Raw genomic sequence first — 26,861 nt, 5'->3', positions numbered from 1 at the left:
GACCTCGGGCGTGGCCACCCGCTGACGCGGCGCGGGCCTAGTTCCCTAGACTGACCGCGGAACTAGCCTGTAAGCTGGGTCAACACCTGACCCCCTTTTTGCATCCTTTCAACCTGGAGTATTCCCATGCCGTTGAACTCGCGCCTGCCGCTGAGCGCCACCGCCCAGGCCAGCCTGGCCCTGCTGGCTTCGCTGATCGGCCTGCCCGCCTGGTCCCAGACCAGCACCACGCCGGCTGCGGCACCCGCCGCCACCACGGACGCCAAGCTCGGCCGGGTCGAAATCACCGGTTCCTCGATCAAGCGGCTGGAGAGCGAAGGTGCGTTGCCGGTGCAGGTGATCACCCGCGAGGACATCGCAAAGGCCGGCGTGACCACCGCGGCCGAGATCATGGCCACCATCACGGCCGGCGCCAACAACCTGACCGACGGCGTGAGCATCGGCACCGGCGGCTTCAAGGACCAGATGGGCTTCAACTCCGCCAATCTGCGCGGCATCGGCGCCTCGTCCACCCTCGTGCTTCTGAATGGCCGGCGCATGGCCAACTTCGCCTCGCCGGGCGACGACTCGGGCGTGGACCTGAACAACATCCCGGCCGCGGCGATCCAGCGGGTTGAAGTTCTGCTCGATGGCGCCTCGGCCATCTACGGCACTGACGCCATTGGCGGCGTCGTCAACTTCATCACCCGCAAGGACTACCAGGGCGTTCAGCTCGATGCCTACGCCAGCCGCACCCAGGAAGGCGGCGCCGGCCGGCGCAGCGGCTCGATCGCTGGCGGTTTCGGCGACCTGGCCCGCGACGGCTTCAATGTCTTCGGCGTTCTCGATGTGCAGAAGACCGACCGCCTCAGCACGGCGCAGCGCCAGTTCATTTCCGACCTGAAGATTCCCGAGCTGCTGCCCCATCTGCTGTCGTCGGCCGGCTTCCCGGCCAACATCCGCCTGACCAGCAGCCAGCGCAACTATTTGCAGGACCAGAACTTCAAGATCAACGGCAAGTCCATCGTCAACCGCACGATCAACCTGAGTGCGCCGAACTGCCAGCCGCCGCACACGCTGTACCTGCCCGACGGCATCGGTGGCGAAGACGCCTGCACCTACGACTTCATGCGCGACCTGGAGCTCTACCCCAAGTCCGACAAGAAGAGCTTCCTGGGCCGCGCCGTGGCCGACATCGGCGGCGGCCACCAGGTCTTCGCCGAGGTCTCGCTGTCCAGCGCCAAGACCTGGTACGTGGGCACCAGCAACCGCGTTGACGCCGATGTGCTGATCTCGGGCATTCCGGTGCTGGCGGCCACGGGCCTGGGCGGCGGCGACCCCGATGCCACCGTCGTGGTGCGCACCCGCATGCTGGAAGCCGGCAACCGCACCAGCGAGCTGACCAGCACCGGCAACCGCGTGGTGCTCGGCGCCACGGGCACCATGGGCGGCTGGGACTACGACACCGCGTTCAACCTGTCCAGCAACCGCGTCTCCGACCGCGACGTGCGCGGCTATGTGCTCTACGACAAGGTGCTTGAGGGCTTCCTGAGCGGAAAGCTCAACCCCTTCGCCTCCTCGGGCGCTGCCGGCAAGGCCTACCTTGACAGCATCCAGGTCAACGACGAAGTGCGCCGCGCCCGCGGCACCATGACCTCGCTCGACTTCAAGGCCTCCAAGGCCATCGCCAAGCTCGACGGCGGCGACCTCTCCATGGCCTGGGGCGCCGAGACGCGCCGCGAGCAGACCAAGTCCCATGCCTCGGACCTCCTGCTGTCCGACAACATCACCGGCGACTGGACGCCTGGCGACGCACAGAACACCGACTACAAGCGCAGCATGTGGGCAGCCTACGGCGAGTTGGTGGCGCCAGTCACCAAGGAGCTGGAGCTGCAGGCCGCCGTGCGGCATGACCACTACCAGAACATCGGCGGCACGACCAATCCGAAGCTGGGCCTGCGCTACCAGCCCATGAAGTCGCTGCTGGTGCGAGGCTCGGTCAGCACCGGTTTCCGCGCACCTTCGCTGAACGACCTCTACCGCTCGGTGCGCGTGGGCTCGAGCGCCATCCTGCCCGACCCGATCTATTGCGCCGAGAACGACTGGGACCTCGGCATCTGCGCGCTCGACTGGACCACGCGCACCTACAGCAACCCGAAGCTCAAGCCCGAGCGCTCGCGCCAGTTCTCGACCGGCATCGTGTTCGAACCGACCAAGGGCACGACGCTGAGCGCCGACTACTTCTACCTGACCAAGCGCGACCTGATCTCCACGCTGGGCGAGGACGTGATCCTCAACAACCTCTCCAAGTACGAACCGCTGACACACCGCTACAGCGAGGACGAGCAGCTGGCGGGTTGCGACTATGACCCGGACGACAACTCGATCTGCTTCATCGAGCTGCAGAAGGAGAACCGCGGCCGGCTCAAGACCTCGGGCCTGGATCTGATGGCCGACATCCGCGGCATCAAGACCGGCGTCGGCACTTTCGGCGTGCGCCTGACCGGCACGCTGACGCTGATGTCCAAGGAACAGACCGGCTATGGCGACCCCTACATCAGCAACCTGGGCAAGTTCGTCACGCGCGGCGTGGTGCAGCGCTGGCGTCATCGCCTGACGCTGGACTGGGAACGCGGCCCGTTCAGCCTGGCGCTGTCCAACCACTACATGAGCGGCTATGAAGACCAGAACTCGGCCATCGACACCAACACCGGCACGGTGGTGGGCGCGAACCGCGTGAAGGCCTATTCGCTGTGGGACCTGAGCGGTGCCTGGCAGGCCAGCGATTCGCTCACCTTGCGGGCCGGCGTGAAGAACCTCGGCGACACCTCACCGCCCTTCTCCAACCAGGCCTACTTCTTCATCTCGGGCTATGACCCCAGCTACACGGACCCGCGTGGCCGCGCCTTCTACGTCAGCGCGCAGTACCGTTTCCGCTGAGTCTTCGTCGCTGCAGCGCCGAGCCCTGCTGCTGAGCAGCCTGGGCCTGGCCTTGCCGGCGGGCGCTTCAGTCAGGCAGCTGGATCACCGGGCGCGCTTGTGGGCCTTCGAGCAGCAGTTGCCGGCACTGATGACCGAGCTGAAGGTACCGGGCCTGGCCTTGCTGCTGCTGCAGGACGGCCAGCCCGCCTGGTCCGCCTGCCAGGGCCATGGCGGCGGCGCGGAGAAGAAGCCGGTGGGCCCGAGCACCGTGTTCGAGCTGGCCTCGATGAGCAAGCCTGTGTTCGCCTGGCTGGCGATGCAGCTGGTGCGGTCTGGCCAGTTGCAGCTCGACCGGCCCATCGTCGAGATCCTGCCCCGCCCGTTTGAGACGGTGCAAGCCGGCCAGGAAAGAATCACGCCGCGCATGCTGCTCTCGCACCAGAGCGGCCTGCCCAACTGGCGCGCCGGTGGTGACGATGCGCCGCTGCTGCTGCAGGCCGCGCCGGGTGACCGCTTCATCTATTCCGGCGAGGGCTACTACCTGCTGCAGCAGCTCGTCGAGAAAGTCACCGGCCTGCCCCTGCAGGCTCTGGCCGAGCGCGAGCTGTTCAAGCCGCTGGGCATGGACAGCAGCACCTTCGTCTGGCGTCCGGCCCTGGATGCACGAAGGGCCTGGGGCCATGACGATGCCGGCCTCGCCCTGCCGCGGCAAGACTATGCCCGGGCCAATTCGGCCTACACGCTTTACAGCAGCCTCGATGACTACGGCCGCTTCCTCGCCGCCATGCTCAAGCCCGACTTCGGCTCGGCGATGCTGGTACCGCAAGTCAAGGCCGGTGACCGCGAGCCCTTGGTCCGGCCCGAGCCGGCTCGTGGACGCGAGGTGAACTGGGGCCTGGGCTGGGTGCTGGACGAAGCAGCACAGGGCCGCATCGCCTATCACAGCGGCAGCAACAGCACGGGCTACCGCAGCTACTGCCAGTTCTCGGTGCAGCGCGGCAGCGCGCTCCTGATGCTCAGCAACGGCCTGGGCGGCGGCAAGCTCTGGCGACGATTGGCGGCCACGCTCGGCGACCTCTGAACCAGGCTTGCACGGGGGTATTGATCTGCCGCAAGGTCGAATCGGCTCGCAGGCCGGCTACAGTTCCGCATGCTTCTGAGAAAACTGCTGCCTGCGCCGCTCCTGGGCGCCCTCACCGGAACCTTCCTCGCCGTCAACACGGTGCTGACTTTCAGCCTGATGATTCCGTTCGCCCTGCTCAAGCTGGTGATACCCGGCTCGCGGGCATTTGCCGACAGCGCGCTGAATGGCCTGGCCGGCAGCTGGGTGGGCCGCAACAACGCCTGGATCGCCGCCGTATGCGCCACCGAATGGGATGTGCAGGGCGTGGAAGGCTTGAATCTGCGCGGCTGGTACCTGGTTTCGCCCAACCACCGCAGCTGGGTCGACATCCTGGTGCTGCAGCGCGTCTTCCATCGCCGCATTCCTTTCCTGAAGTTCTTCCTCAAGCAGGAGCTGATCTGGGTGCCTGTGATCGGCCTGGCCTGGTGGGCGCTGGACTTCCCGTTCATGAAGCGCGGCCGCAGCGCCGGCGCGCACGCCAGCGACCTGGAGACCACACGCAAGGCCTGCGAGAAGTTCAAGACCATTCCGACCACGGTGATCAACTTCGTCGAAGGCACGCGCTTCACCGAGGCCAAGAAGGCCCAGCAGAAGAGCCCCTACAAGCATCTGCTGCGACCCAAGGTCGGCGCCCTGGGCATTGCACTGGCCACGATGGGCGAGCAGTTTGAGGCCTTGCTGGACGTGACCCTGGCCTACCCGGACGGCACGCCCACGTTCTGGCAACTGCTCAGCGGCCATTGCGGACGCGTCGTGGTGCGGGTGCAGCGCCGCGAGATTCCGGCCGAAGTGGTTGGCGGCAATCCGATGACCGACAAGGTGCAGCGAAGCCGCATCTCTGGCTGGATCGAAGGCCAGTGGGTCGAGAAGGACGAACTGATCGAGCAGCTGGTGAGGCGCGACTGAGCTGGCGCGGCAGACGCCTAGCGCCCGGCCCTTGCCCGTACCCGTGCCCTTGGCCCTAGCGCTGGTATGCAGCGGCCATGCATGCACCCCGCCCAGGACGTGCTGCCATCCGCATGACTGCTACCGAGCCAAGTCGGCCATCGCCTCGCGCGGAATCAAGGCACCACGATGCTGGATGACCCGCGCCGCCAGCCGGTTGGCGAACAGCGCCGAGTCCAGTGCCGTGGCGCCGGCCAGGCGGCGTGACAAATAGCCGGCGGCGAATGAGTCGCCGGCGGCGGTGGTGTCGACCACCTTGGCCACCTTCTCGGTGGCAGCCTCCTGCCAGACACCCCCTGCTGCGCGCACCAGCGTCGGCAGGGCGCCGCGCTTGATCAGGAGTTCGGGCACCGGCAGGGCCTGCGCTGCAGCGACGGCGGATTCGAGCGTATCCAGGCCCAGCAAGGCCTGGTGATCGTCCGCCGTGATCAAGGCCAGGCTGGACAGCTCGAAGGCCTGCATGAAGGCGCGGCGGGCCTCCTGCAGATCGGGCCACAGCCGCGGGCGGTAGTTGTTGTCGAACACCACCAGCGCGCCGCGCTCGCGCAGCCGCCGCATCAGGCCGAACAGGCGCTCGCGCCCGGCTGGCGGCAGGATCGCGAGGCTGATGCCGCTCAGGTAGAAGGCATCCCATTCCTCGGCTCGCGCTTCCAACGGTGTGGTCAGGCTCTCGAAATAGGCCTTGGCCGCGCTGGTGTCACGCCAGTAGCTGAAGCTGCGCTCGCCCCGGGCATCGACCTCGATCAGATAGAGCCCCGGCATCCGCCCGGGGATGCGCCGCACCAGGCTGACATCGATTCCCTCCTGCGCCCAGCGCTGCAGCAGGCCGGCGCTCAGGCTGTCTTCGCCCAGGCCGGTCGCGTAGAGCACCTGCAAGCCGGCGGCCGCACCACAACGGGACAGATAGACGGCCGTGTTCAGCGTGTCACCGCCAAAGCCTTGCTGCATGGCGCCGAAGGCCTGGCCTTGCAGCTCCAGCATGCATTCGCCGACCAGGGCGATTTTCTTGACCGTCATCGGGAAATCTCAAATTTGAAACAATGTTCCAAATAATGCCATAGACCGCCCGGGACCAGCACCCGGGCGCACCCTGAGCGGCGCTCAAGCGCCTGAGCAAATGTCGGCAACAGTCGCCCGGCAGGGTCCGGCGGCATGCAAAATCGTCCGTATGCCGCCCTTCCTGCATATCGATACCCTGCTGCTGGTCTACCTGATGGCCGCGGTTCTGATGTTGCTGGTGCTTGTCGGTGGCGCCTGGCAAGCCCAGGGGCGCTATGGCCTGTGGTTCTGGACCGGCGCCTTCGCTGCCGTCGTACTAGCGCAGTCGGCGCGCGACTTGCTGGTGTTCCTGGGCAGCCCTCTGCCCTTGCACACCATTGGCCATATCGGCGGCGTGCTGTCCTCGGGCCTGGTGCTGCTGGGTGTGCGCGCCTTCCTGGGCCTGCGCCTTTACTGGGTGCCGATCTGCGTGGCCATGGCGGTGATGTCCCTTGTTTCTCTGGCGGTGGTGAGCGCTGGCCAGCCGCTGGGAGTCTCGCTGAGCCTGTCGCTCTACGGCGCCGGCCTGCTGCGCGCGCTGACGTTGTGGCCCTTGTTACGAGCACTCAAGGCCGGGCCCAGCTTCCCGCTGTCGCTGATGGCTTCGGACCAGATGCTGTCGATGCTGGCCCATTGGGGCCGCGCCTGCATGGTGATGCCCGGCGCGGTTGATAGCGCGAACCAGACCGAGCAGGCCAACGCCCTGTGGCTGCTGGCCTTCATCGCGCTGCTGCTGACGCAAGGCTTTGCCCTGCTGCTGCTGGTCAACGAACGGCTGCAGCAGAAGATCCTCGCCCTGGTCGAGATCGACCCCCTGACCGGCCTGCTGAACCGTCGCGGCCTGGACCAGCGCCTGCTCGGCCTGCACCAGCGTGCCGCCACCTCGGAGCGGCCGCTGCAATTGGCAGCCGCGATGCTGGACCTCGATCATTTCAAGCAGATCAACGACCGCCACGGCCATGCCGTGGGCGACCAGGTGCTGGTGGAGCTCGGCCGGCGGCTGCGAAATCACGTCAGGCCTAACGACCTGGCGGTGCGCCTGGGTGGCGAGGAGTTCGTCGTGCTCTGGTTCGATGTCGGCAACGATTCCGCCGTCGGCATGGCCGAGCGGCTGCGCCAGTCGCTGGAGCAGGCGCCTTTCGAGACCGACGCCGGCCCCATGCGCGTCAGTGCCAGTGTCGGCGTGGCCAGCCAGGGCGCCGCGGGGGAGCCACTCGAAGCACTGCTCAAGCGTGCCGATGCGGCCATGTATGAAGCCAAGCGGGCCGGCCGCCACCGGGTGGTGAGCGCTTGAACGGGCCCTAAGATCCGGCCCCATGAGTGCAATCAAGACGACGCTGTTCACCCTGTCCAATGCACAGGTGGTGATCGAGGCGGTAGCGACCATCGCATTTGCGCTGTCGGGCCTGCTGGAGGCAGCGCGCAAGCGGCTCGACGCGGTGGGCATCTGCGTGGTGGCAGGTCTTGCCGCCTTTGGCGGCGGCACCTTGCGCGACGTGCTGCTGGACCGCCGGCCCTTCTTCTGGGTCGAGCATGCGCTGTGGCTGTGGGCCCTGCTGGCCTTGTGCATCGGCGCCATGCTCTTCATGCGCAGCCGGCATCTCGCGGTCACCGAGCGAGCGATGCAATGGCCGGATGCCATCGGCCTCGGCCTGTTCACCGCGGGCGGCACGCAGATCGCATTGGACATGCAGCAGCCGGCCGTCGTCGCCGTGCTGATGGGCGTGATCACGGCGGTGTTCGGCGGCGTGCTGCGCGACATCGTCTGCAACGAGATTCCCAGCGCCTTCCGCGACCACCGGCCCTACGCGATCTGCTCCTTCGCCGGCGCCTGGGTGACGGTGGCGGCCCAGCAACTGGAGCTCAGTCATTCCATCGGCCTGGTGCTGGCGGCCGGCACCGCCACGCTGCTGCGCGCCGCCGCGCTCTGGACAGGCTACACGCTGCCCAGCTGGCAAGCGGGCGGTCCGGAACGATGACGCGTTCGCGCCTGCCTTTCGCGCTTGCGTTCCTGGTGCTGCTGCTGACCATCGGCTGGCTGGCGCTGACGCCACAGCCGCCGCGCGAGCTCACGACCGGCTGGGACAAGAGCAACCACCTGCTCGCCTTCGCCAGCCTGATGGTGAGCGGCCGCCTGGCCTGGCCGCGGCACTGGCTCGCCCTTTTTCTTGGCCTGCTCGCCTATGGCGGCACTGTCGAGTTGCTGCAGCTGCAGGTACCGGGCCGCGATGGCGAGTGGGCCGACCTGCTGGCCGACAGCATCGGCCTGGCCCTCGGTCATCTGCTCGCGCCACTGGCGCTGCGCCTCTTCAAAGCCACTTGAGCACACCGACGCTCAGGACCGGGAAGCACAAGAGCAACAGCATGCGCAAGACGTCCGAGGCCAGGAAGGGCATCACGCCCTTGTAGGTCTCCTTCATCGGCACATCTTTGGCCATGCCGTTGACCACGTAGACATTCAGCCCCACAGGCGGCGCCAGCATGCCCATGCCCACGGTCATCAGCACCAGAATGCCGAACCAGATCGCCTTGGGCTCGGCGGCCAGGCCCCAGAGGTCCAGGCTCATCACGGTCGGGAAGATCACGGGGATGGTCAGGAGCAGCATCGAAAGCTCATCCATTACGCAGCCCAGCAGCACGTAGAAGGCCAGGATCATGGCGACGATGGCGAACGGCGGCACCTGCAGATGGCCCACCCAGTCGGCGAGCAGCGTCGGCATCTGCGTGAGCGCCAGGGCCGAATTCATCATGTCGGCGCCGAGGAAGATCATGAACACCATGGCCGAGGTTTCGGCCGTGCCCAGGAAGCTGCGCTTGATGCCGGCCCAGCCCAGTTCGCCGGCCAGCGCGCCGGTAGCGAAGGTGCCGAGGGCGCCGACGGCCGCACCCTCGGTCGGCGAAAAAAGGCCGCCATAGATGCCACCGAACACCAGCACGAAGATCGCCACCAGCGGCCACACACCCAGCAGTGCGCGCCAGCGCGCGGGCCACTCGATGCGCGCACTGGGCTGAGCCAGCTCGGGCCGCAGGCGGCAGTAGATGGCGATTACGATCAGATAGCCGGCCGTCGCAAGCAGCCCCGGTATGAAGGCCGCTGCAAACAGCTTGGCGATGTTCTGTTCGGTCAGGATGGCGTAGACCACCAGCGGCACCGAAGGCGGAATCAGGATGCCCAGCGTGCCGCCGGTGGCGAGCACCGCGGTGGACAGGCGGCCGTGATAGCCACCCTTCTTCATCTCGCCATAGGCCACTTGCGTGATCGTGGCGCAGGTCGCCACCGAGGAGCCGCAGACCGCGCCAAACGCCGCCGAGGCCAAGATGGCCGCCATGGCCAGGCCACCGCGCCGGTGGCCGACAAAGGCGGCCGCCGCCTTGAACAAGGCGCGGCTCAGGCCGCCCTGGGTCGAGAACTGGCCCATCAGGAGGAACAGCGGAATCACCGACAGGTCATAGACCGAGAGTCGCGCCACGGCCGAACCCTTGAGCAGGTTCAGGAGCGCCATGTCGTTGGTCATCAGCAAGTAGCCAGCCGCGCCAGGAATGAACATCGCGGCGGCGATGGGCACGCGCAAGGCCATCATCAAGAGCATGGCGGCAAAGATCCACAGGCCTGTCGTGCCGCCGCTCACTCCTTGCCCTCCCAGCCGACGGCCTGAGCAAAAGCCACGAGCGCCGTCAGCGCCAGGCCGGGCGCCAGCGCTGCATAGCTGAGCCACATCGGCAGGCCCAGAATCATCGTCGTCTCGCCCGCCTCGCGCACCGCCTGCGCGCCGACAGTCGAGCGCCAGGCGAGCAGGGCCACCATCAGCGCCAGCAAGAAAGCGCCCAAGGCATCGAGCGCGCGGTTCATCGCCGGCGGCGCCTTCTGGGTGAAGAAGTCCACGATGATGTTGGCGCGCCGCAATTGGCACCAGGGCAGGCACAGCGCGATGCACAGCGCGATGCCGAACTGGCTCAGTTCCACGTCACCCTGGATCGGCCTGCCAGCTTGCCGGCCGACGATGCTGGCCACCGTCAGCAAGGCCACCGCGCAGGCCGCCAGGCAGCCTGCCAGGGCGCTCCACAGCGCCAATCGATGCAGCCAGCGCATCAAGGCCTATTTCTTGTACTTGGCCAGCAGCGCCTGCGCATCCTGCAGCATCTGCTTGCCGGGCAGGCCGCGCTTGTCCATGTCGGCCACCCAGTCGTCGTAGAGCGGATGGCTGGCCTTGATCCAGTGGTCGACCTCGGCAGCAGGCACCGTATGGAAGACATTGCCGCGGTCCACCGCCGGCTTGCGCCCGACGGCTTGGCTCTCGTCCCAGACCTTGCCGGCCTGCTGTGAAAGGCCGGCCCCCGAGTTGCGGTCGATCACCGCTTTCAGATCGGCCGGCAAGCTGTCGTACTTCGCCTGATTCATCGCCAGGATGAAGACCGCGCTGTAGAGCGCCGGCCGGCTAGGGTCGGTCTCGGTGTGGTACTTGACCATCTCATGCAGCTTGACCGAAGGGATCACTTCCCAGGGCAGTGCGAACCCATCGATCGTGCCCTTGCTCACCGCATCGGCCACCGCCGGCAAGGGCATGGCCACCGGCGTTGCGCCAAGCGAGGCCAGCAGCTTATTGGTCTGCCGGGTCGGGGCGCGGACCTTCATGCCCCGCAGGTCGGCCATGGTCTTGATCGGCTTGTCGCGGCTGTGCAGATAGCCTTCGTCATGGGTGCTGAACATCAGTGGCTTGATGCCGACGAACTCCTTGCTGGCGTACTTGACGTAGAAGTCCCAGGCCGAGCGTGCCGCAGCCTCGGCCGAGTTGGTCATGAAGGGCAGCTCGAACACCTCCATGATCGGGAAACGCCCGGCCGTGTAGCCGGGCAGCGTGAAGACGATGTCGACCACGCCGTCCTTGGCCTGGTCGATCAACTGGCCCGGCGATCCGCCCAGTTGCATGGCCGGGAAGATCTGGCACTTCAGCTTGTGGCCCGAGTCGGCATGGATCTTGTCGCACCAGGGCTGCAGGATCTTGCTCGGAGGCATCGCGCCGGGCGGCCAGAAGTGATGGACCTTGAGCGTCACCTCCTGGGCCATGCCCAGTGGCGCAGCCAGCGCCAGTGCCAGGCTGAGCAGCGATTTCTTGTAGAGGTTCATCACATGTCTCCGTCCTCTTGTCGACCAGGTTGCAGATGGTAGGCGCGGGCCGCTCGCCCAGCACTGGCGTTTGCCCTTGCGAAGGGGCGGCCGCAGTCAGCACGCGTGGCGCTCGCCGTCGGCCCATGCCCTCCGGCATCTTTACACGCCACTGCTATCCTTCCCCGCGGCAGGTTCTCCACCCAGGAGTCACAGGAGTCAGAACAATGAAGATGCCGATGATCGCCGCCGGCCTGGCCCTGCTGCTGGGCTGCAATGCCCAGGCACAGGCCCAGACGCCTTCGCCGGCGGCCAAGAAGCCGGCCGTCATCGCCCTGGTGGCCGCGGTGGGCAACAAGCTGAGCTTTGTGCGGCAGCGCCAAGGCACGGGCAGCCATATCGAACCCTACACACGCAACAGCGTGGCCATCAACAGCCAGGCGCTGAACTTTGCCGTGCTGCGCGGCCTGGACAAGGCCCTCGAGCTGGACGAGCCCGACTCGCAGCGCGTATTCCTGAGCTGGACGACGCCAGCGGAGGTGGGCGTGGCCATCGAGAAGAGCTACGGCGCCAAGCGGGACGAGCTGCTTCTTGAGGCCTTGCGCGAGCATCTGCGCGGGCTGCCCCAGCGCGAAGGCTGGGACCGCATCGAGGCCGTGCTGCCACGCTACTCCCACCTGGAGCGCCAGGGCATGGCGGGCAAGCTGGGCGGCATGGGTGTCTATGTCCAGCCGCTGCAGTCGGGCTCGGTGGAGTTCGACGAGAACGGTGAGGTCAGCAACAGCATGACCAACGACGGCGCGAACAAGACGGTCAATCCGAAGACCGGAGAGACCGCCAAGGAATCAACTTTTGTCGCGCCCTACTTCTATTTTGACCGCGTGACGCTCGATGCGAAGACGTTGGCGGTACTCGCCCGCAAGCCGCAGTACGACAACATCAAATACAACGACCCCACGTCGGCCGCCATCGACGTGAGCAACCAGGTCCCGATCAAGGACATGCTGGGCCGCCTGCTGGTACTGGCCGAGCGTTCGGCCTACCAGTCGGTGCGCGGCAAGAGCGAGGTCGAGGTCGGGCCGGCCCGCGCCATCACGCCGCCTGCATCGGCGCCGCGCTGAGCCGAAAAAATAACATAGACAATTCTGGCAGGCGGTTCCGGGAGCCGGGAACTTTCCGGCCGCCAGATACAAAACAACAGCTATCCAGCAAAGGAGGATTTCCGATGACTCATCACCGTCGGCTGAGTGGCGTCGCCATTGCGGCCCTGCTCGGCTTGAGCCCCGCGTTGGCACAGCGCGTGCAGACCGAGACTCCCGGCACCGTGGCCCTGATGGCCGCCGTCGGCGACCAGCTCAGCTTCGTGCGCCAGCGCCAGGGCACCGGCAGCCACATCGAGCCGTTCACGCGCCAGACCCTGCAGCTCGAAGGCCAGCAACTCAACTACGCCGTGCTGCGTGGCCTGGACCGGGCCATCGAGCTGGAAGAGCCTGGGGCCCGCCGCGTGCTGCTCAGCTGGAATCCGCCGGCCGAGTTGACCAAGGCCCTGAACCAGGTCAGCAGCAAGGACCGCAACGAGCAACTGCTCGATGCCCTGCGCAAGCATCTGGAGTTTGTGCCGGACCGCAAGCAATGGGACCGCATCGAGGCCGTGCTTCCCCACTACAACTACCACGGCGTCAAGGGTCTGGGCACCAAGCTCAACGGCATCGGTGTCTATGTGCAGCCGCTGGCGCGCAACTCGATCGACATTGACACGGAAGGCGGCGTCGTGGAGCGCGAAGAGCGTGCGGGCGACTATCACACCATCAATCCGCGCACCGGCGAGAAGTCGAACTACTCGACCTATGTGGCGCCCTACTTCTACTTTGACCGGGTGACGCTGGATGCGAAGACACTGAAGGTGCTGTCACGCAAGCCGCAGATGGACAGCGTCAAGTACCACGATCCCGACTCGGTCGCGCGCGACGTGAGCGGCCAGCTGACGACGGCCGAGGTCTTCGGCAAGCTGCTCGACCTGGCCGAGAAGTCGGCCTACAAGTCGGTGCGCGGCACGGTCGAGGTGGGCGCGCCCAAGGCCATCACGCCACCGCCGACCAAGGCACAGTAAGCCCAGCAAGGCCGGCACCACGGGCGGCCTTTTTCTTGGTCCTTCGTCGATCTGCGGCGAACGCTCCAACCGGCACGTAGCAGTCGTTCGCGAAGCCACTTCGGGAGAGCGTTGCACGGCAGCCCGGGCAACGCAGCGCCGCGTGGGGGTGTTTGCTCGCAGGCCACGAACGCTGCACGGGCACAGGCTGGCCCCGCTGCCGGGCGATTTGTGCGCGGCCGAGAGCGCAGCAGCACGGGCCGGGCGTGCGCAGCACGCTTCAACAACTGACTTGGCGCGCCCTGTCTGAGCGGAGCGAGCCGAAGGTGAGCGCAGCGAGTTGCGCGCCGCCGGCCCGTGATGCGAGCACCGAGGGGAGTTGGCCGAGAGGCCAACCCGCGCACCATGAGCCCGGTGGCGGGGCCAGCCTGTGCCTACCGCCCGACCTCTGCAAACGCGAAGCGAACGACTGCTACGTGCCGCCAAGAGACATCCCTGGAAGCCGGCGATGAGCCCCTTTTCTCAGGCCGCCCGCGCCGGCAGCAGCGTTGCCCAGCAGTCGCCGAAGCCGATGCTGCGCGCGCCCGGCGCCGTGGCGCGGCCGCGCAGGCTGAGCGTGTCGCCGTCCTGCAGGAAGGTCCGCTGCTCGCCGTTGGCGAGCACGAGCGCCTGCTTGCCGCCCTGGCTCAACTCCAGCAGCGAGCCGCCCTGCTCAGGCAGCGGGCCGCTCTGCGTGCCACTGCCCAACAGGTCGCCACTGCTCATATTGCAGCCACCGCTGGCATGGTGGGTCAGCATCTGCGCGACCGTCCAGTAGGCGTCGCGGAAGTTCGATTGCGAAAGCCGCTGGGCCGGCAGGCCGCCTTCGCGCATCGCAGCGGTCTGCAGCCAGACTTCCAGTTCGATATTGAAGGCCCCCTGTGCGCGGTTCTGTGCCGAATCGAGATAGGCCAGGGGCTGCGGGTCTTCCGCGGGGCGCTCGAAGGTGCAACGAAATGGCGCCAACGCTTCCATGGTCACGATCCAGGGCGAGATCGTGGTGCCGAAATTCTTCGCCAGGAAGGGCCCCAGCGGCTGGTATTCCCAGGGCTGGATGTCGCGCGCCGACCAGTCGTTCAGGAGGCTCAGGCCGAACAGATGCTGCTCGGCCTTCTCAATGCCGATGGGCTCGCCCAGTGCATTGCCGCCGGCCACGAAGGCACCCAGCTCCAGCTCATAGTCCAGACGCTGGCTGGGCGCGAACACCGGCGCCTCGGCATCCGGCGCCTTGCGCTGGCCCCAGGGCCGGCGGATCGCCATGCCGCTGACACCAATCGACGAGCTGCGGCCGTGATAGCCGATGGGCACCCACTTGTAGTTGGGAAGCAGCGGGTTGTCGGGGCGGAACAGCTTGCCCACCGTGGTGGCATGGTGGATGCCGGTGTAGAAGTCGGTGTAGTCGCCGACCCGGCACGGCATCAGCATCTCGGCCTCGCTCTGCGCCAGCAAGGCAGTGCGCAAGGCGGCCTCTTGCTTGGAGCCGGTCAGCAAGGCCTCGAAGAGCGCATGACGGAGAGCCAGGCGGGCGGCCGGTGGCTGGCCCATGAAGGCGTTCAGGTCGCCTTGCGCGAGCGGCGCCAGCAGCGCCTGGATGTCCGCGCTCCAGCGGCCCAGCTCGGCCGCGTGCCTGAGGTCCAGGATCTGGTCACCAATGGCCACGCCGATGCGCGCATCTTCATCGCTGCCGCGGCGCCGGAAAGCGCCGAAGGGCAGGTTCTGAATCGGGAATTCGCTGCTCGCCTGGTTGGCGCTGACCACCCAGCTCTGTGCGGCGGGGTCGTGGGTGTGGTCGGTCTTGATCATCGGGGCTGTGGATCGGTGGAGTTCAGGGTATTGCTGCGGGCCAGCTCGATGGCCTCGCCAAGCACGGCGCGGTCGCCCACCTGGTTGGCCAGGATCAGCACCAGCTTGGCCAGCAGCATGTCGGCCTGCTCGTCGCTCAGGTCGCGCTGCGCAGCGATCAGCTGCTCGTAGAAGCCGTCGACATCGGGGATGTTGGGTGTTCGCGTCAGGGCCATGGCCTATTGCCTCGCAAGTGCGCGGTCCAGCGCAGCGCTCACGGCTGCTGCATCGAAGCGGCGCCAGCGCGCGGCCACATGCTGGTCGGGGCGGATCAGGTAGCAGGTGCCAGGTCTTGCGTCGTAGCGTTGCGCGAGCAGGCCTTGTTCATCGATCAAGTCGCGCCCCACTTCCAGGTGCTGCACGCCGGGCACCTCGTCTGCCGGGCCAAAGCTCAGCAGGGTGAAGCCCTGGGCCAGCGTGGGCAGCAACCAGGCGGCACGCCCATTCACCTGCACCGGCGCATCGGCGCAAGCCGAGCCTGGCTTCATGCGGCCTTCGAAGGCTTCGGCATCGGCCGTGTTCAAGGGCGAATCCAGATAGGGCGTCGGCGTCGACAGCCTGCCACTGTTGACCAGGGGCCGGGCAAAGGGCTCGCTGCGCGCCAGTTCCAGCACCGCATTGCGCAGGCGCAGCGAGGCGCGGGTCTTGGGGGTGATGAAGTCGGTCGAGCGGGTCGAGTTCAGGAGGTTGTCATCAGCCGCAGCGGAGCGCTCGGCGTGATAGCTGTCCAGCAGGGCGTCAGGCGCTTCGCCGCGCAGCACGGCAGCCAGCTTCCAGGCAAGGTTGTCGGCATCCTGCACACCGCTGTTCGCGCCGCGTGCGCCGAAGGGCGACACCTGGTGCGCCGAATCGCCGGCAAAGATCACGCGGCCATGGCGCATCTGCCCGATGCGGCGGCAGGCGAACTGGTAGACCGATACCCACTCAAGCTCGAACTCGGCCTCCTCGCCGAGCATCGCGCGGATGCGCGGAATCACCTTCTCCGGCTTCTTCTCTTCCACCGGGTCGGCCTGCCAGCCAAGCTGGAAATCGATGCGCCAGACGCCATCGCTCTGCTTGTGAAGCAGCGCCGACTGGCCACGATGAAACGGCGGGTCGAACCAGAACCAGCGCTCCGGCCGGGCGCCGGGCCGCCCCAAGGCCGCGCCGGGCCCCCTCGGGGGGCGGTCGCCGTATCCGGCGGCCGGGGGCTCCACATCCGTCGGAAATTCCGCCTTCATCACCACATCGGCAATCAGGAAGCGGTCCTGAAAGGCCTGGCCCTTGAACTCCGCGCCCAGCATGGCGCGCACATCGCTGTTGGCGCCATCGCAGGCCAGCAGCCATTCGGCCTGCATCGCGAAGCTGCCATCGGGTGTCTCCACCGTCAGCGTCACCGCCTCGCCGCCCTGCTCCAGCGCCGTCACACGGTGCTTCCAGCGCAGGTCGATCAGGGGCTGTTCCTGCGCCGCCTCGACCAGCTTCTGCTCCAGGTGGTACTGCTGCAGATTGATCATCGCCGGCTGCTGGTGGCCGTCCTCGGGCAGCAGGTCGAACTGGTAGGCCAGCGTGTCGCCGAAGAAGACCTTGCCGACCTGCCAGCGCACGCCCTTCTCGACCAGCGCTTCAGCCACACCCAGGCGCTGCCAGATCTCCAGCGGCCGCTTGGCATAGCAGACCGCCCGTGAGCCCAGCGACACGCTGTTGTTGTCGTCCAGCAGCACGACGGCGAGGCCGCGCGCGGCGCAATCGAGCGCCAGCGTCAGGCCCACCGGACCGGCGCCGACGATCACCACCGGATGGCGGCGCAGCGCACCAGTCGACTGCTCGGCGCTCTGCCGGTAGGCGTACTCCGGATAGCTGTAGGTGGCCTGCATCAGACAGCCCGCTCAGACCGGCGCCGGCAGCGCCTTGTCATGCATCCAGGCCGCATGCTTGGGCGCGCGGCGCGTGGCTGCCCACTCGTCCAGCATCTCCCATTTGCAGGCATCGAGTTGGCGGTACATCGGCTCGGTTCCCACGTCGACCGCCAGCTCCAGCCGGTGGCCGTTGGGGTCGAAGAAATAGATGCTCTTGAAGATCGTGTGGTCGGTCGGGCCCAGCACGTCGATGCCAGCGGCCTGCAGGCGCGCCTTGGCCGACTCAAGCTCGCCCATGCTGCCGATCTTGAAGGCGATGTGCTGCACCCACAGCGGCGTGTTCTCGTCGCGGCCCATCGTCGCGGACTTGGGCAGCTCGAAGAAGGCGAGCACGTTGCCCTGGCCCGCGTCCAAGAAGACATGCATGTACGGGTCATCGGCGCCGGTCGACGGCACCTTGTCTTCGGCGATGGCCAGCACGAACTCCATGCCCAGGTGCTTGACGTACCACTCCACCGTGGCCTTGGCGTCCAGGCAGCGGTAGGCCACGTGGTGAATGCGCTCGATCTTTTCCATGGCGTTCATCTCCCTCACTGTTGTCCTTCCAGGTCCTTCCACATCTGGATGTCGCGCTCGGCGGTCCAGATGCGCGGGTCGGTGTGGCCATGCGCCTCGTCGTAGGCACGGGTCACGTCAAAAGGCATGCAGTGCGCAAAGATCACCCAGTGGCCATAGCGCTCGCTGAGCTTGTCGTAGGTCTCGCGGTAGACGCTGTTCAGGTCGCGCCCCGCCGCAGCGCCGGCCTTCACGTTCGCGTACAGGTCGCTCACAAAAGCTCGCGTGCCAGCCAGGCCGTCTGCCACCTGCTGAGCGTTCTGCAGCGCCGGGCCGCGGCCGGGCACGAGCTTCTCGGGCTTCAAGGCCGCCAGCCTGTCGAGCGTCTGCGGCCAGTCCTGAAAGTAGGCGTCGCCGGCATAGGGCGTGGCATCGAACTCGACCAGGTCGCCCGAGAACAGCACCTTGTCCTGCGGCAGCCAGACCACGGTGTCGCCCTTGGTGTGGCCGCGGCCGAGTTGCAGTATCTGCACTTCGAGCTTGCCCAGCCACAGCGTCATCTTGCCGGTGAACGTGAGGGTCGGCCAGGTCAGGCCCGGCGGCACCGATTCGACATTGCGGAACAGGCGTGGGAAGCGGCCGATCTCGCTGGCCTTGTCCTGCTCGCCGCGCTCCTTGATCAGGTCCAGCGTGTCTTCGCTGGCGATGATGTGCTCGGGTTTGTAGGCCGACGCACCCAGCACGCGCACCGCGTGGTAGTGGCTGAGCAGCACGTATTTGATGGGCTTGTCGGTCACCTCGCGGATGCGCCGGATCACGTCCTCGGCCATCACCGGCGTGGCCTGGGTGTCGATCACCATCACCGCGTCGTCGCCGATGACGATGCCGGTGTTCGGGTCGCCCTCGGCCGTATAGGCATAGGCGTGGTCGGACAGCTTGTCGAAGCTGACCTTTTTCTCTTCCAGGTCGGCTTGCGAGGCGAAGGTCTTCTGGTTGCTCATGGCGGCCTTGGGCTGATGGCGGATCGGCAAGGCCCGGATTTAACCAAAAGCAAATCAATTCGTCTATAGCGAATTTTCTTCACCAAGCCATGCGGCCGTCTGATAGCCTGCCGGCCCATGAGCGATACAGAGCATCAAGCCCCAGGGAACGAGCGCAGCCCGCGCGGTATCCAGAGCGTGGAAGTCGGCGGGCAGCTGCTGATTGCCTTGGCTGCGCAGGGCCGGCCGATGGCATTGAAAGACCTGGCGCGCGAGGCCGGCATGGCCCCGGCCAAGGCCCATCCGTACCTGGTCAGCTTCATCAAGCTGGGCCTGGTCGAGCAGGAAGGTGGGCGCTATGGCCTGGGCCCCCTGTCCTTGCAACTGGGGCTGATCAGCCTGCAGCAGTACGACCCGGTGCGCCTGGCCACACCACGCATCGAGGAACTGGCGGTGGCGCTGGGCCACACGGTGGCCATTGCCGTCTGGGGCAATCGCGGGCCGACCATCGTGCGGGTGGCCGAGGCGCCGAGCCCGGTTCACATCAGCATGCGCCACGGCACGGTGATGAGCCTCGCCGGCACTGCGTCAGGCCGCCTCTTTGCGGCCCACCTGCCGCGCGAGCGTGTCTTGGCCGCGCTGGCGATGGAAGCCGGTGCGGAGGGCCGCACGGCCAGCAAACTGGACAAGGCTTTCGAGGCGCTGCTGGCCCAGGTGCGCGAGATCGGCCTGGCCAGCTCACGCGACGGCGTGGTGCCCGGCGTCAGCGCACTGGCAGCTCCCGTGTTCGATGATCAGAGCCGCATCGTGCTGAGCCTGACCGCCATCGGCCCGAGTGCGGCGGTCGACCTCGACTCGAATGGTCCGGTGGCCAGGCGTCTCATGGAGGCGGGTCGGGACATTTCGCGCCAGCTGGGCTGGCGCTGATCAACACACGCGCCGACTCCGCAACTGCGGCTCTTGCAAAATGGCAACGGGCCCTCGAAAGGGCCCGTTTCGCGGGTCGGATCTGAAGCGATTCAGACCAGCTGCAGGCCCTGCTCCATCGGCAGCATGTAGGAGTAGATGGAGCGAGCCGGTTCGCCACGCGCGGCACTGCCGCCCAAACGCTCGATCTCACGGCGAGCGTGCTCCAGCTCCAGAATCATCAGCACCGCCGGTGCGCGCACTCGCTCGTTGAAGCGGGTCTCCGCAGCGACGCTGAAACCCAGCATGCGGCGATAGAAGGCCACATGACGCGGGTTCACCTCGATCACGAGCAGCTCGGCACGGCAGCGGTGATGGGCATAGACATAGGCAGTCTGGAACAGGCGGGCCAGGGCATCCTTGGAGGGCGCCTCCAGCTCTTCCATGGCCAGCCGCGTGAACTCGCAGATGCGGCTGCCGTTCAGGCGCAGCTCATCGAGCTCGGCGCCAAAGCACTCATCGGCGCTCAAGCCCTGCGGACCGTCCAGGCGGACGCTGAGCGTGCCCGACATGGTGTCGGCCAAGCCCAGACTGAACGTGGTCAGCTGATCGGGCTTGGACACCATGCCCTGGGTCAGGTAACCGCGCTGCGCATAGCGGCGCTGGACCAGCTCAAGGCTGCGGAGCTGTTCTAGGGTGTTGTTGACGATGGTGCTGTTGACGATGGTGCTGTTGATGGGCGCGGCTTGTTGAGCGAGCGCGGGCTCGATCTGGACTTCGGCGACTGGATTCATTGGCGGGCACCCCAACTTCGTTTGCTGCGGATCAGTCTAAAGGATGTCAGTGACGGCTCTGCAACGCCCCCAGCCTTACACCTTGTGACATTCCTTACTGGCATTTCGTGACAGCGAGCTCCCTGCATTGCAGGTACATCGGCGCGGCGCGCCGGCGCTGTAACAAGCATTGGCGATATGACCCTCGCCGCGCAAACATTGGCTTGCATATTGGCTTTGAAACTTGGCGTCAAGACAACAGAAGATGCACTCACAGCGGCACCGTGCGTTTGACAAACGCGGGCGCGCGGCGATGGCGCGTCGCCTGCTCGAACGCCAGGCCCAGCGAAAGCAGCTTCCATTCGCTCCAGGCCGGGCCGACGAAAGACAGGCCCAAAGGCAGGCCTCGAACATGGCCGGCCGGCACGGTCAGGTGCGGGTAGCCGGCCACGGCGGCGGGCGTGGAGAAGCTTGAACCGTAGTGGTCGCCGGCCACCGGATCTGTCAGCCAGGCGAGGCCGCCGGTGGGTGCGATCAGGGCATCAAGACGCTGGGCCTTGAAGGCCTTGTCCAGGCCTTCTTCTCGCGCGCCCTTGGCACAAGCGGCCAGCGCCTCGCGATAGGCCGGCGTGCTCAGGTCGCCCAGGGCCTGCGCCTTCTCGAACAGCTCCTGGCCGAACCAGGGCATTTCCTGCGCTCGGTGCTGGGCATTGAAAGCAATCACGTCGGCCAGATTGCGAATCTTGTGGCCCGGCGCAAAGGCCTTCAGCCATTGCGCCAGGTTTTCCTTCAGCTCGTACAGCAGCACCGAGAACTCGGCATCGCCATAGGCAGGTGGCGCCAGCTCGGCGTTGTCCACGATCTCGGCGCCCAGTTCACGCAGCTTGGCGATGGCAGCTTCGATGGCCGCATCGGCCTCGTCGAAGCCGGTGAAGTAGTTGCGCGCCACACCCAGCCGCGCACCCTTGATCAAGCCGGCATCAAGCTTGCCAGCAGCATCGGGCGCGGCCCGGGTCACGGCATCGACAGCATCAGGGCCGCACATGGCCGCGTAGAGCAGGGCCGCATCCGCCACCGTGCGCGTCATCGGGCCGGCCGTGTCCTGGCTGTGCGCGATCGGAATGATGCCGTCGCGGCTGATGCGGCCCAGCGTCGGCTTCAGGCCCACAAGTCCGCAGATCGACGACGGCGAGACGATGGAGCCATCGGTTTCCGTGCCGACACCGAGAGTGGCCAGATCCGCCGCGATGGCAGCGGCGGTGCCGGAGCTGGAGCCGCTGGTATTGCGGTCCAGTGCATAGGGGTTGCGGGTCAGGCCGCCGCGGGCGCTCCAGCCACTGACGGAGCGCGTCGAACGGATGTTGGCCCACTCGCTCAGGTTGGTCTTGCCGAGAATCACTGCGCCGGCAGCGCGCAGGCGCTGCACGAGGTGGGCGTCACGCGACACCCGCAGATCGGCCAGCGCAAGCGAACCCGCCGTGGTGTGCATCTTGTCGCCGGTGGCGATGTTGTCTTTCAGGAGCACCGGGATGCCGTGCAGCGGGCCGCGCAGCTTGCCGGCACGGCGCTCGCCGTCCAGCTCGCGGGCAATGGCACGGGCATCGGGATTCAGCTCGATGATGCTGTTGATCCTCGGGCCGGCCTTGTCGATGTTGGCGATGCGGGTCAGGTAGTCCTGCACAAGCCGCTCGGATGTCAGGCGGCCAGAGGCCATGGCCTGGGCCTGCGACGCTGCGGTGGCTTCGGTGCTGGAGGCGGCTGAACTCAATTTGGGGAGGGCCAGGACGGCAGCCGAACCAAGCATCAAATGGCGACGTTGCATAGGGTTGCCAGCATAGCCGGCCGAAAGATGCTATTCGCCCAGGCCGGCAAGAAAATCACTCAGCAGCCCAAGAAATTCATGCGGGTTTTCCTGGACGCCCAAATGCGCGACATCAGGCAACAAAGCCAGTCGTGACCGGGCAATCCGCCCGGCCATCGCCTCGGCCATGGCCGGCGTCGCACCCTGATCGCGGCCGCCGGCAAGCACCAGCGTCGGGCAACGCAAGGCCGCCAGGCGGCCCAGGTAATTGACGGAGCGCACCGCCTGCGCGGCGGCCACATAGCTGGCTGCGTCCTGCGCCAGCAAGGTCTCGCGCAGTTGGCTTCTCAAGCCAGGCAATGACGCGTCATCACCAAGGTAGCGCTGCAGGATCTGCTCGACCACGGCCGGCATGCCACCCGCCTCGACCGCGGCGATGCGCTGTTCCCAGGCCGGCTGAGCCTCGCTCGGATACTGCGCGGTGGTGTGCGCCAGCACCAGGCCGCGCAGGAGATCGGGCCGGGCCAGCGCCAGGCCCTGCCCCACCATGCCACCCAGGCTCAGGCCGACGAAGACCACCGGGCCACGGTCCCATTCCTCGATGAGGCGCACGGCATCAGCGACGAGCTGATCGAGCGTGTACGGGCCCGCGGGGCGGGCCGACCGGCCGTGGCCCCGCTGGTCATAGCGCAGGGTCGGATGGCCCAGCGAGGCGAAATGCGCCGCCGCGTCGTCCCAGAGATGCAGGTCCAGGCCCAGCGCATGGCTGAAGACGATGGGCGTCTTGTCGCCCTCCCCCTGGAGCACCAGGCTCAATTGCGGCCGGCTGAAGGTCTGCTGGCGGCTTGCCCGCCGTTCGGGGCTCAAGGGCTCGGGCAAGGGCGCCAGACCCTCGCCGACAAGGATCTGCTGCGTGATCTTGAAGGCGGTGTTGGCCGCCGGCACGCCGCAATAGATGGCGCCCTGCAGAAGGGTTTCCTTGATCGCCTCGATGGCCACACCGCCACGCACTGCGGCCCGGCAATGCAGCTCGAACTCCTCCCAGCGCGCCAGCCCCATGGTCATGCCCAGCACCAGCAGCCGGCGGGTTTCGTGCGGCAGGCCGGGGCGGGTCCAGACCTCCTGCCAGGCATAGCGGGTGATGAAATCCTGGAACTCGGCCGTGAAGCTGGTCGCGCCTTCGGTGGCGCGACGCACCCAGTCCTCACCGAGCGTGGCGCGGCGCATGTCCAGGCCGCGCTCGAAATCGTCGCGCCCGTCTGCGCCGCTCTTCTTGCTCATCGCCGGCTACTCCTCGCCTCGCAGGGCCTGCAAATCGACACGAGCCTGGGCCAGCAATGGATTGACCCGCGCCTCCGCGGCGCGCGCGGTGGCATGCACGTCGAACAAGGCCTCCATTGCGCCAGGAGCGATGCGCGCGGCCAGGTCGGGCTGGCGGCTGAGCAATTGCTGCGCGAGCAGCCGCAAAGGGCCCTGCCCTGCCCTCACACCGGCCAGCAGCTCGGCCATGCCTTGCTCGGCCACCGGCTGGCCCAGCGACTGGGTCAGCAGTTGCTGCAGGCTTTCGGTGAATACGAGGTCCTGCTGGCGGTCGATGTTCTCGAGCATGCGGGCCGGATTGAGCTGCAGGCCGGCCAGCGCCTCGGCCATCGCGTGCACGCTGCCGTGGCAGGTCAGTAGCAGGCCGGACCATTCGGCCTGCTCGGCCTGCCAGCTGCCCAGCGCCCTTTCCTGCTCCTGCACCATGCAGGCCAGCAAGGCGGCCACCCGCTGCGGCGCGCGGCGCGCGGCAGCCAGGCCGATCATGGCGCCTATCGGGTTGCGCTTGTGCGGCATCGCGCTGGAGCCCCCTCGCCCGCCGGCCGGGTTCTCGCCCAGTTCACCCAGCTCCGCCTGCGACAGCAAGGCAAGGTCGGCAGCCAGCTTGCCCAGGCTGCCGCACAGCACGCCAAGTTCGGCACCCAGGCGAACCCAGCGGTCGCGCTGCACATGCCAGGGCCCCGGATTCAAGGGCAAGCGCAACTGCGCAGCCACCTGATGGCAGACCGCATCGGCATGCACGCCCAGGGTGGCCAGCGTGCCGCCGGCACCGCCCAGCTGAAGGCGCAGCGCGGCATCGGCCTGGCGCCGCAACTCCTGCGCCGAGCGCAGGAGCGGCTGCAGCCATTGCAGGACCTTGCAGCGCCATGACATCACCACGGCCGGCTGCATCATCGTGCGGGCCAGCATCGGCTGTTCCCGGTACTGATCGGCCAGCTCCAGCAAGGACTGGCAAAGCGCCAGCAGGTCGGCCTCGATCAGCGCCAGCGCGCGCCGGGTCTGCAGCACCAGCGCGGTATCGATCACGTCCTGGCTGGTGGCGCCCCGGTGCACGTAGCCGGCGGCCACCGGGTCGAACAAGGCCACGTTCTCGCGCAAGCGCTTCAGCAGCGGTATGGCCAGGCTGCCGGCGCTGCCGCCCGCCGTCACCAGCGCCCGCACGTCGTAGAGCTCGACGCGGCACAGGCTGCCAATCGACTGTGCGCTCGATTCAGGAATCAGGCCCAGGTCGGCCTGCCCGCGCACCAGCGCGGCCTCGAAGTCGAACATGGCCTGTATCAAGGCCTCGTCGCTGAGCAGGTCGGCCATGGCCGAGGTGGAGAGAAAGCCTTCGAAGAGCATGGCTCGATGCTAGCGAGCCATGCTGCCCGCCGGTCCTCAAGCAAACCCGCGCAGCAAAAAAACAAAGGCCGCCCCTGGGGACGGCCCTGCGGCTCGGCGGCCCGACGGCCGACGGCCTTGCTCGTCGAGCAGCGAGTCAGGCTCAGGCCTGGGTGGCCACGCCTTCCAGACCGGCCAGACGCGGCATATTGGTCATCGACACACGGTGCAGCTCGATCAGCGAGATCAGGCCGGTGCGGTGCAGCTTGAGGATGTCGGCATCGCCGAGCTTGCCGAGCTTCTCTTCGTCGATGGCCATGAAGCCTTCGACATCGAGCTTCTCGCCATTGGGCAGCGTGGCTTCGAAGCGCATGTCCTGCAGCAGGTCCATCGCGACCAGCTCATCGCAGGCCTGGCGGGTGCGCTCGGTTTCGCGCTCGAAGTTCTCGACAAAGCTCTTGGCATTGCTCAGGAACTCGGTCGGCTGGCCATCGGCCTGGAACAGCTCGGTGCCTTCCGTCTCGGAGAAACCTTCCCATTCCGCGTCGAAGCACATGGCCATCTGGTCGCTGCCCTCTTCGATGCGGACCATCGCGAACGGATAGCGGCGCAGGTAGGCAGGTGCGTAGTTGCCGGTCCACATGCCGTCCTTGACGAAGCAGTTGCTGCCGGACTTCAGGCCCAGCACGGCCAGCGAGGCCACGGCCTGACGGGAGCCGTCGGTCGGCACTTCGCCGACGCGCACGAACACTATCGGGTATTCCTTGCAGGCTTCAGCGAACTCGACTGCGGCGACGAACAGCGAGTTCATCTTCTCGACGCGCTTGACAGTCATGGTCTCGGTCTTCAGGCGCAGCTTCTTGTGGACTTCACGGTCCAGTGGCACCAGGTTGCCGTACATCGGGGGGTTGCTCATTCTCTATCTCCATCATTCGCCAGTCGGCTGACCAGCACCTTGTCCACACGCTTGCCATCGAGGTCCACGACCTCGAATCTCCACGCGTTCCACTCCACCACATCGGCCGTGCGCGGCAGACGCCCCAGCAGCAGCATGATCATGCCGGCCAGGGTGTTGTAGCGACCACGGTCTTCTTCGGGCAGTTCCTTCAGCTCCAGGCGGTCCTTCAGCTCGGGAACCGGGATCAGGCCGTCGATCAGCCAGCTCCCGTCCGCGCGTTGCACAGCCCAGGCTTCGCCATCGCTGGGCGCATTGAATTCGCCAGCAATCGCTTCAAGCACATCGCGCACCGAGATCACGCCCTGCACTTCGCCGTATTCGTCGACGACAAAGACCAGGGGTGCGTCTGATGCGCGGAAATGTTCAAGGAGTTCCATGCCGGAGAGCGTCTCCGGCACGAATACCGGCGCCACCAGTCCCTCGCCCAGCGCCAGCGGCTCGCCACCCAGTGAACGCTGCAAAAGGCCTTGTGCCGAAGTGACGCCCAGCACGTCGGTGAGCCCGCCGCGGCAAACCGGATAGCGGCTGTAGCCATGCTCGCGCAGCACGGCCAGCACGTCCTCGGCCGACGCATCGACATCGAGCCAGGCGATTTCGGCGCGCGGAATCATCATCGAGCCGATCTGGCGCTCGTCCAGGCGGAACACGTTGCGCACCATCTGGTGCTCATGCTCCTCGATCACGCCGGCGTCTCGCCCCTCTTCCAGGCTGGCGGCAATCTCTTCTTCGGTGACGCTGCGCAAGGCCTTGCCACGCAAGCCCAAGAGGCCCAGCGTGGTTTCGGTGAAGAAGCTCAGCATCTTGACCAGCGGACGGGCGGCCAGCGAGAGGCCGTTCATGGGTGGCGCCACCAGGCGGGCCACAGTCTCGGGATAGATCTGGCCGATGCGCTTGGGCACCAGTTCGCCAAAGATGATGGTCAGCACCGTGATGATCACCACCACCAGGGCGGTTGAGACCAGCTGCGTGGCCTGCTCATGCAGGTGGAAGGTGCCGGTCAGCCAGGCAGCCAGCGGCGCCGAAAAGGCCGCATCACCGACGATGCCGTTCAGCACGCCGATGGAGGTGATGCCTATCTGCACGGTGGACAGAAACTTGGTCGGGTTCTCGTGCAGGTCCATGGCGGCCTGCGCACCGGACTCGCCGCTTTCCACCATCACCTGCAGCCGCGCCTTGCGTGCGGCCGTCAGGGCCATCTCCGACATGGCAAACAAGCCGTTGAGCAGGATCAGAAAGAGAACGAGCGCGGTATCCATTGAGGGCGCCAGGGTTTACCCCAGTAAGGCGCGGTCGGTTTTGAGAGCCGGCAAGAGTAGCAGATGCGTGTTG

General features: G+C 66.8%; 24 protein-coding genes. 9 read left to right on the top strand and 15 right to left on the bottom strand.

What is annotated here, in order from left to right; genetic code table 11:
- Positions 1 to 126 precede the first annotated feature (126 nt).
- From ABT392_RS04020 to ABT392_RS04010, 3 genes are all read left to right on the top strand, one after another.
- A complete protein-coding gene (locus ABT392_RS04020; protein ID WP_334278828.1) occupies positions 127 to 2,919 on the top strand; it encodes a TonB-dependent receptor in 2,793 nt (930 codons plus the stop codon).
- A complete protein-coding gene (locus ABT392_RS04015; RefSeq protein ID WP_395386530.1) occupies positions 2,876 to 3,982 on the top strand; it encodes a serine hydrolase domain-containing protein in 1,107 nt (368 codons plus the stop codon). Before ABT392_RS04020 ends, ABT392_RS04015 begins: the two co-directional genes overlap by 44 nt.
- Positions 3,983 to 4,051: 69 nt before the next feature.
- A complete protein-coding gene (locus tag ABT392_RS04010; protein ID WP_395386531.1) occupies positions 4,052 to 4,930 on the top strand; it encodes an acyltransferase in 879 nt (292 codons plus the stop codon).
- Positions 4,931 to 5,050: 120 nt separating this feature from the next.
- Here ABT392_RS04010 and ABT392_RS04005 read toward each other — a convergent pair whose 3' ends face one another.
- Positions 5,051 to 5,986, bottom strand: coding sequence for a sugar kinase (locus ABT392_RS04005; RefSeq protein ID WP_395386532.1), 936 nt, complete (start codon positions 5,984 to 5,986; stop codon positions 5,051 to 5,053).
- Positions 5,987 to 6,137: 151 nt separating this feature from the next.
- Here ABT392_RS04005 and ABT392_RS04000 point away from each other — a divergent pair, with 151 nt between their 5' ends.
- The 3 genes from ABT392_RS04000 to ABT392_RS03990 are packed head-to-tail and all read left to right on the top strand — an operon-like array spanning position 6,138 to position 8,330.
- Positions 6,138 to 7,301, top strand: coding sequence for a GGDEF domain-containing protein (locus ABT392_RS04000; RefSeq protein WP_334278823.1), 1,164 nt, complete (start codon positions 6,138 to 6,140; stop codon positions 7,299 to 7,301).
- A 22-nt stretch (positions 7,302 to 7,323) separates the two neighbouring features.
- Complete coding sequence (locus ABT392_RS03995) at positions 7,324 to 7,986, top strand: trimeric intracellular cation channel family protein (RefSeq protein WP_334278822.1); 663 nt, start codon at positions 7,324 to 7,326, stop codon at positions 7,984 to 7,986.
- A complete protein-coding gene (locus ABT392_RS03990) occupies positions 7,983 to 8,330 on the top strand; it encodes a VanZ family protein (protein ID WP_334278821.1) in 348 nt (115 codons plus the stop codon). Before ABT392_RS03995 ends, ABT392_RS03990 begins: the two co-directional genes overlap by 4 nt.
- Here the strand turns inward: ABT392_RS03990 and ABT392_RS03985 are convergent.
- From ABT392_RS03985 to ABT392_RS03975, 3 genes are read right to left on the bottom strand one after another with little or no spacing between them, the layout of a single operon-like run.
- Positions 8,317 to 9,636: a TRAP transporter large permease gene (locus ABT392_RS03985; protein WP_395386533.1), complete on the bottom strand. Its 1,320-nt coding sequence runs from the start codon at positions 9,634 to 9,636 to the stop codon at positions 8,317 to 8,319. The genes ABT392_RS03990 and ABT392_RS03985 overlap by 14 nt on opposite strands.
- Positions 9,633 to 10,097, bottom strand: a complete 465-nt coding sequence (locus tag ABT392_RS03980) for a TRAP transporter small permease (RefSeq protein ID WP_334278819.1) — start codon at positions 10,095 to 10,097, stop codon at positions 9,633 to 9,635. The genes ABT392_RS03985 and ABT392_RS03980 overlap by 4 nt, the downstream gene beginning before the upstream one ends.
- A 6-nt stretch (positions 10,098 to 10,103) precedes the next feature.
- Positions 10,104 to 11,132 carry a TRAP transporter substrate-binding protein gene (locus ABT392_RS03975; protein WP_395386534.1) on the bottom strand — a complete coding sequence of 343 codons (1,029 nt, stop codon included), beginning with the start codon at positions 11,130 to 11,132 and terminating at the stop codon, positions 10,104 to 10,106.
- 206 nt (positions 11,133 to 11,338) lie between these two features.
- Between ABT392_RS03975 and ABT392_RS03970 the strand changes: the two genes are divergently transcribed.
- Together ABT392_RS03970 and ABT392_RS03965 are read left to right on the top strand one after the other, a co-directional pair.
- Positions 11,339 to 12,232: a hypothetical protein gene (locus ABT392_RS03970; protein ID WP_395386535.1), complete on the top strand. Its 894-nt coding sequence runs from the start codon at positions 11,339 to 11,341 to the stop codon at positions 12,230 to 12,232.
- 104 nt (positions 12,233 to 12,336) lie between these two features.
- Positions 12,337 to 13,221 carry a hypothetical protein gene (locus ABT392_RS03965; protein ID WP_395386536.1) on the top strand — a complete coding sequence of 295 codons (885 nt, stop codon included), beginning with the start codon at positions 12,337 to 12,339 and terminating at the stop codon, positions 13,219 to 13,221.
- Between the two features lie 501 nt (positions 13,222 to 13,722).
- On the opposite strand, the gene fahA is transcribed toward ABT392_RS03965, so the two are convergent.
- The 5 genes from fahA to ABT392_RS03940 are packed head-to-tail and all read right to left on the bottom strand — an operon-like array spanning position 13,723 to position 18,475.
- Positions 13,723 to 15,042: a fumarylacetoacetase gene (fahA, locus tag ABT392_RS03960; RefSeq protein ID WP_395386537.1), complete on the bottom strand. Its 1,320-nt coding sequence runs from the start codon at positions 15,040 to 15,042 to the stop codon at positions 13,723 to 13,725.
- Positions 15,039 to 15,257, bottom strand: a complete 219-nt coding sequence (locus tag ABT392_RS03955; protein ID WP_334278814.1) for a DUF2783 domain-containing protein — start codon at positions 15,255 to 15,257, stop codon at positions 15,039 to 15,041. The genes fahA and ABT392_RS03955 overlap by 4 nt, the downstream gene beginning before the upstream one ends.
- A gap of 3 nt (positions 15,258 to 15,260) precedes the next feature.
- Entirely contained in the window at positions 15,261 to 16,937 is a 1,677-nt protein-coding gene (locus ABT392_RS03950; protein ID WP_395386538.1) for an FAD-dependent oxidoreductase, read from the bottom strand.
- Positions 16,938 to 16,949: 12 nt separating this feature from the next.
- Positions 16,950 to 17,495 carry a VOC family protein gene (locus tag ABT392_RS03945; RefSeq protein ID WP_395386539.1) on the bottom strand — a complete coding sequence of 182 codons (546 nt, stop codon included), beginning with the start codon at positions 17,493 to 17,495 and terminating at the stop codon, positions 16,950 to 16,952.
- A gap of 14 nt (positions 17,496 to 17,509) precedes the next feature.
- Positions 17,510 to 18,475 (bottom strand): MBL fold metallo-hydrolase, encoded by a 966-nt coding sequence (locus tag ABT392_RS03940; RefSeq protein WP_395386540.1) that lies wholly within the window; start codon positions 18,473 to 18,475, stop codon positions 17,510 to 17,512.
- A 117-nt stretch (positions 18,476 to 18,592) separates the two neighbouring features.
- Here ABT392_RS03940 and ABT392_RS03935 point away from each other — a divergent pair, with 117 nt between their 5' ends.
- A complete protein-coding gene (locus ABT392_RS03935) occupies positions 18,593 to 19,381 on the top strand; it encodes an IclR family transcriptional regulator (protein WP_334278811.1) in 789 nt (262 codons plus the stop codon).
- 92 nt (positions 19,382 to 19,473) lie between these two features.
- Here the strand turns inward: ABT392_RS03935 and ABT392_RS03930 are convergent, their stop codons facing one another.
- From ABT392_RS03930 to ABT392_RS03905, 6 genes are all read right to left on the bottom strand, one after another.
- Positions 19,474 to 20,154, bottom strand: a complete 681-nt coding sequence (locus ABT392_RS03930; protein ID WP_395386541.1) for an N-acyl amino acid synthase FeeM domain-containing protein — start codon at positions 20,152 to 20,154, stop codon at positions 19,474 to 19,476.
- A gap of 250 nt (positions 20,155 to 20,404) precedes the next feature.
- Complete coding sequence (locus tag ABT392_RS03925) at positions 20,405 to 21,955, bottom strand: amidase (protein WP_395386542.1); 1,551 nt, start codon at positions 21,953 to 21,955, stop codon at positions 20,405 to 20,407.
- Positions 21,956 to 21,985: 30 nt separating this feature from the next.
- Positions 21,986 to 23,215, bottom strand: coding sequence for a bifunctional 4-carboxymuconolactone decarboxylase/3-oxoadipate enol-lactonase PcaCD (gene pcaCD / locus ABT392_RS03920; protein WP_395386543.1), 1,230 nt, complete (start codon positions 23,213 to 23,215; stop codon positions 21,986 to 21,988).
- A 6-nt stretch (positions 23,216 to 23,221) separates the two neighbouring features.
- Positions 23,222 to 24,595 carry a lyase family protein gene (locus ABT392_RS03915; protein WP_395386544.1) on the bottom strand — a complete coding sequence of 458 codons (1,374 nt, stop codon included), beginning with the start codon at positions 24,593 to 24,595 and terminating at the stop codon, positions 23,222 to 23,224.
- A gap of 142 nt (positions 24,596 to 24,737) precedes the next feature.
- Positions 24,738 to 25,490: a SapC family protein gene (locus ABT392_RS03910; RefSeq protein ID WP_334278805.1), complete on the bottom strand. Its 753-nt coding sequence runs from the start codon at positions 25,488 to 25,490 to the stop codon at positions 24,738 to 24,740.
- Positions 25,487 to 26,788, bottom strand: coding sequence for a hemolysin family protein (locus tag ABT392_RS03905; protein WP_395386545.1), 1,302 nt, complete (start codon positions 26,786 to 26,788; stop codon positions 25,487 to 25,489). Before ABT392_RS03905 ends, ABT392_RS03910 begins: the two co-directional genes overlap by 4 nt.
- Positions 26,789 to 26,861 lie beyond the last annotated feature (73 nt).

It is taken from the genome of Paucibacter sp. JuS9 (assembly GCF_044043925.2).
In the GTDB taxonomy this organism is placed as follows: domain Bacteria; phylum Pseudomonadota; class Gammaproteobacteria; order Burkholderiales; family Burkholderiaceae_C; genus JAUASW01.
The sequence above is the reverse complement of the archived record's forward strand: the minus strand, read 5'-3'. Positions and strand labels throughout refer to the sequence as shown.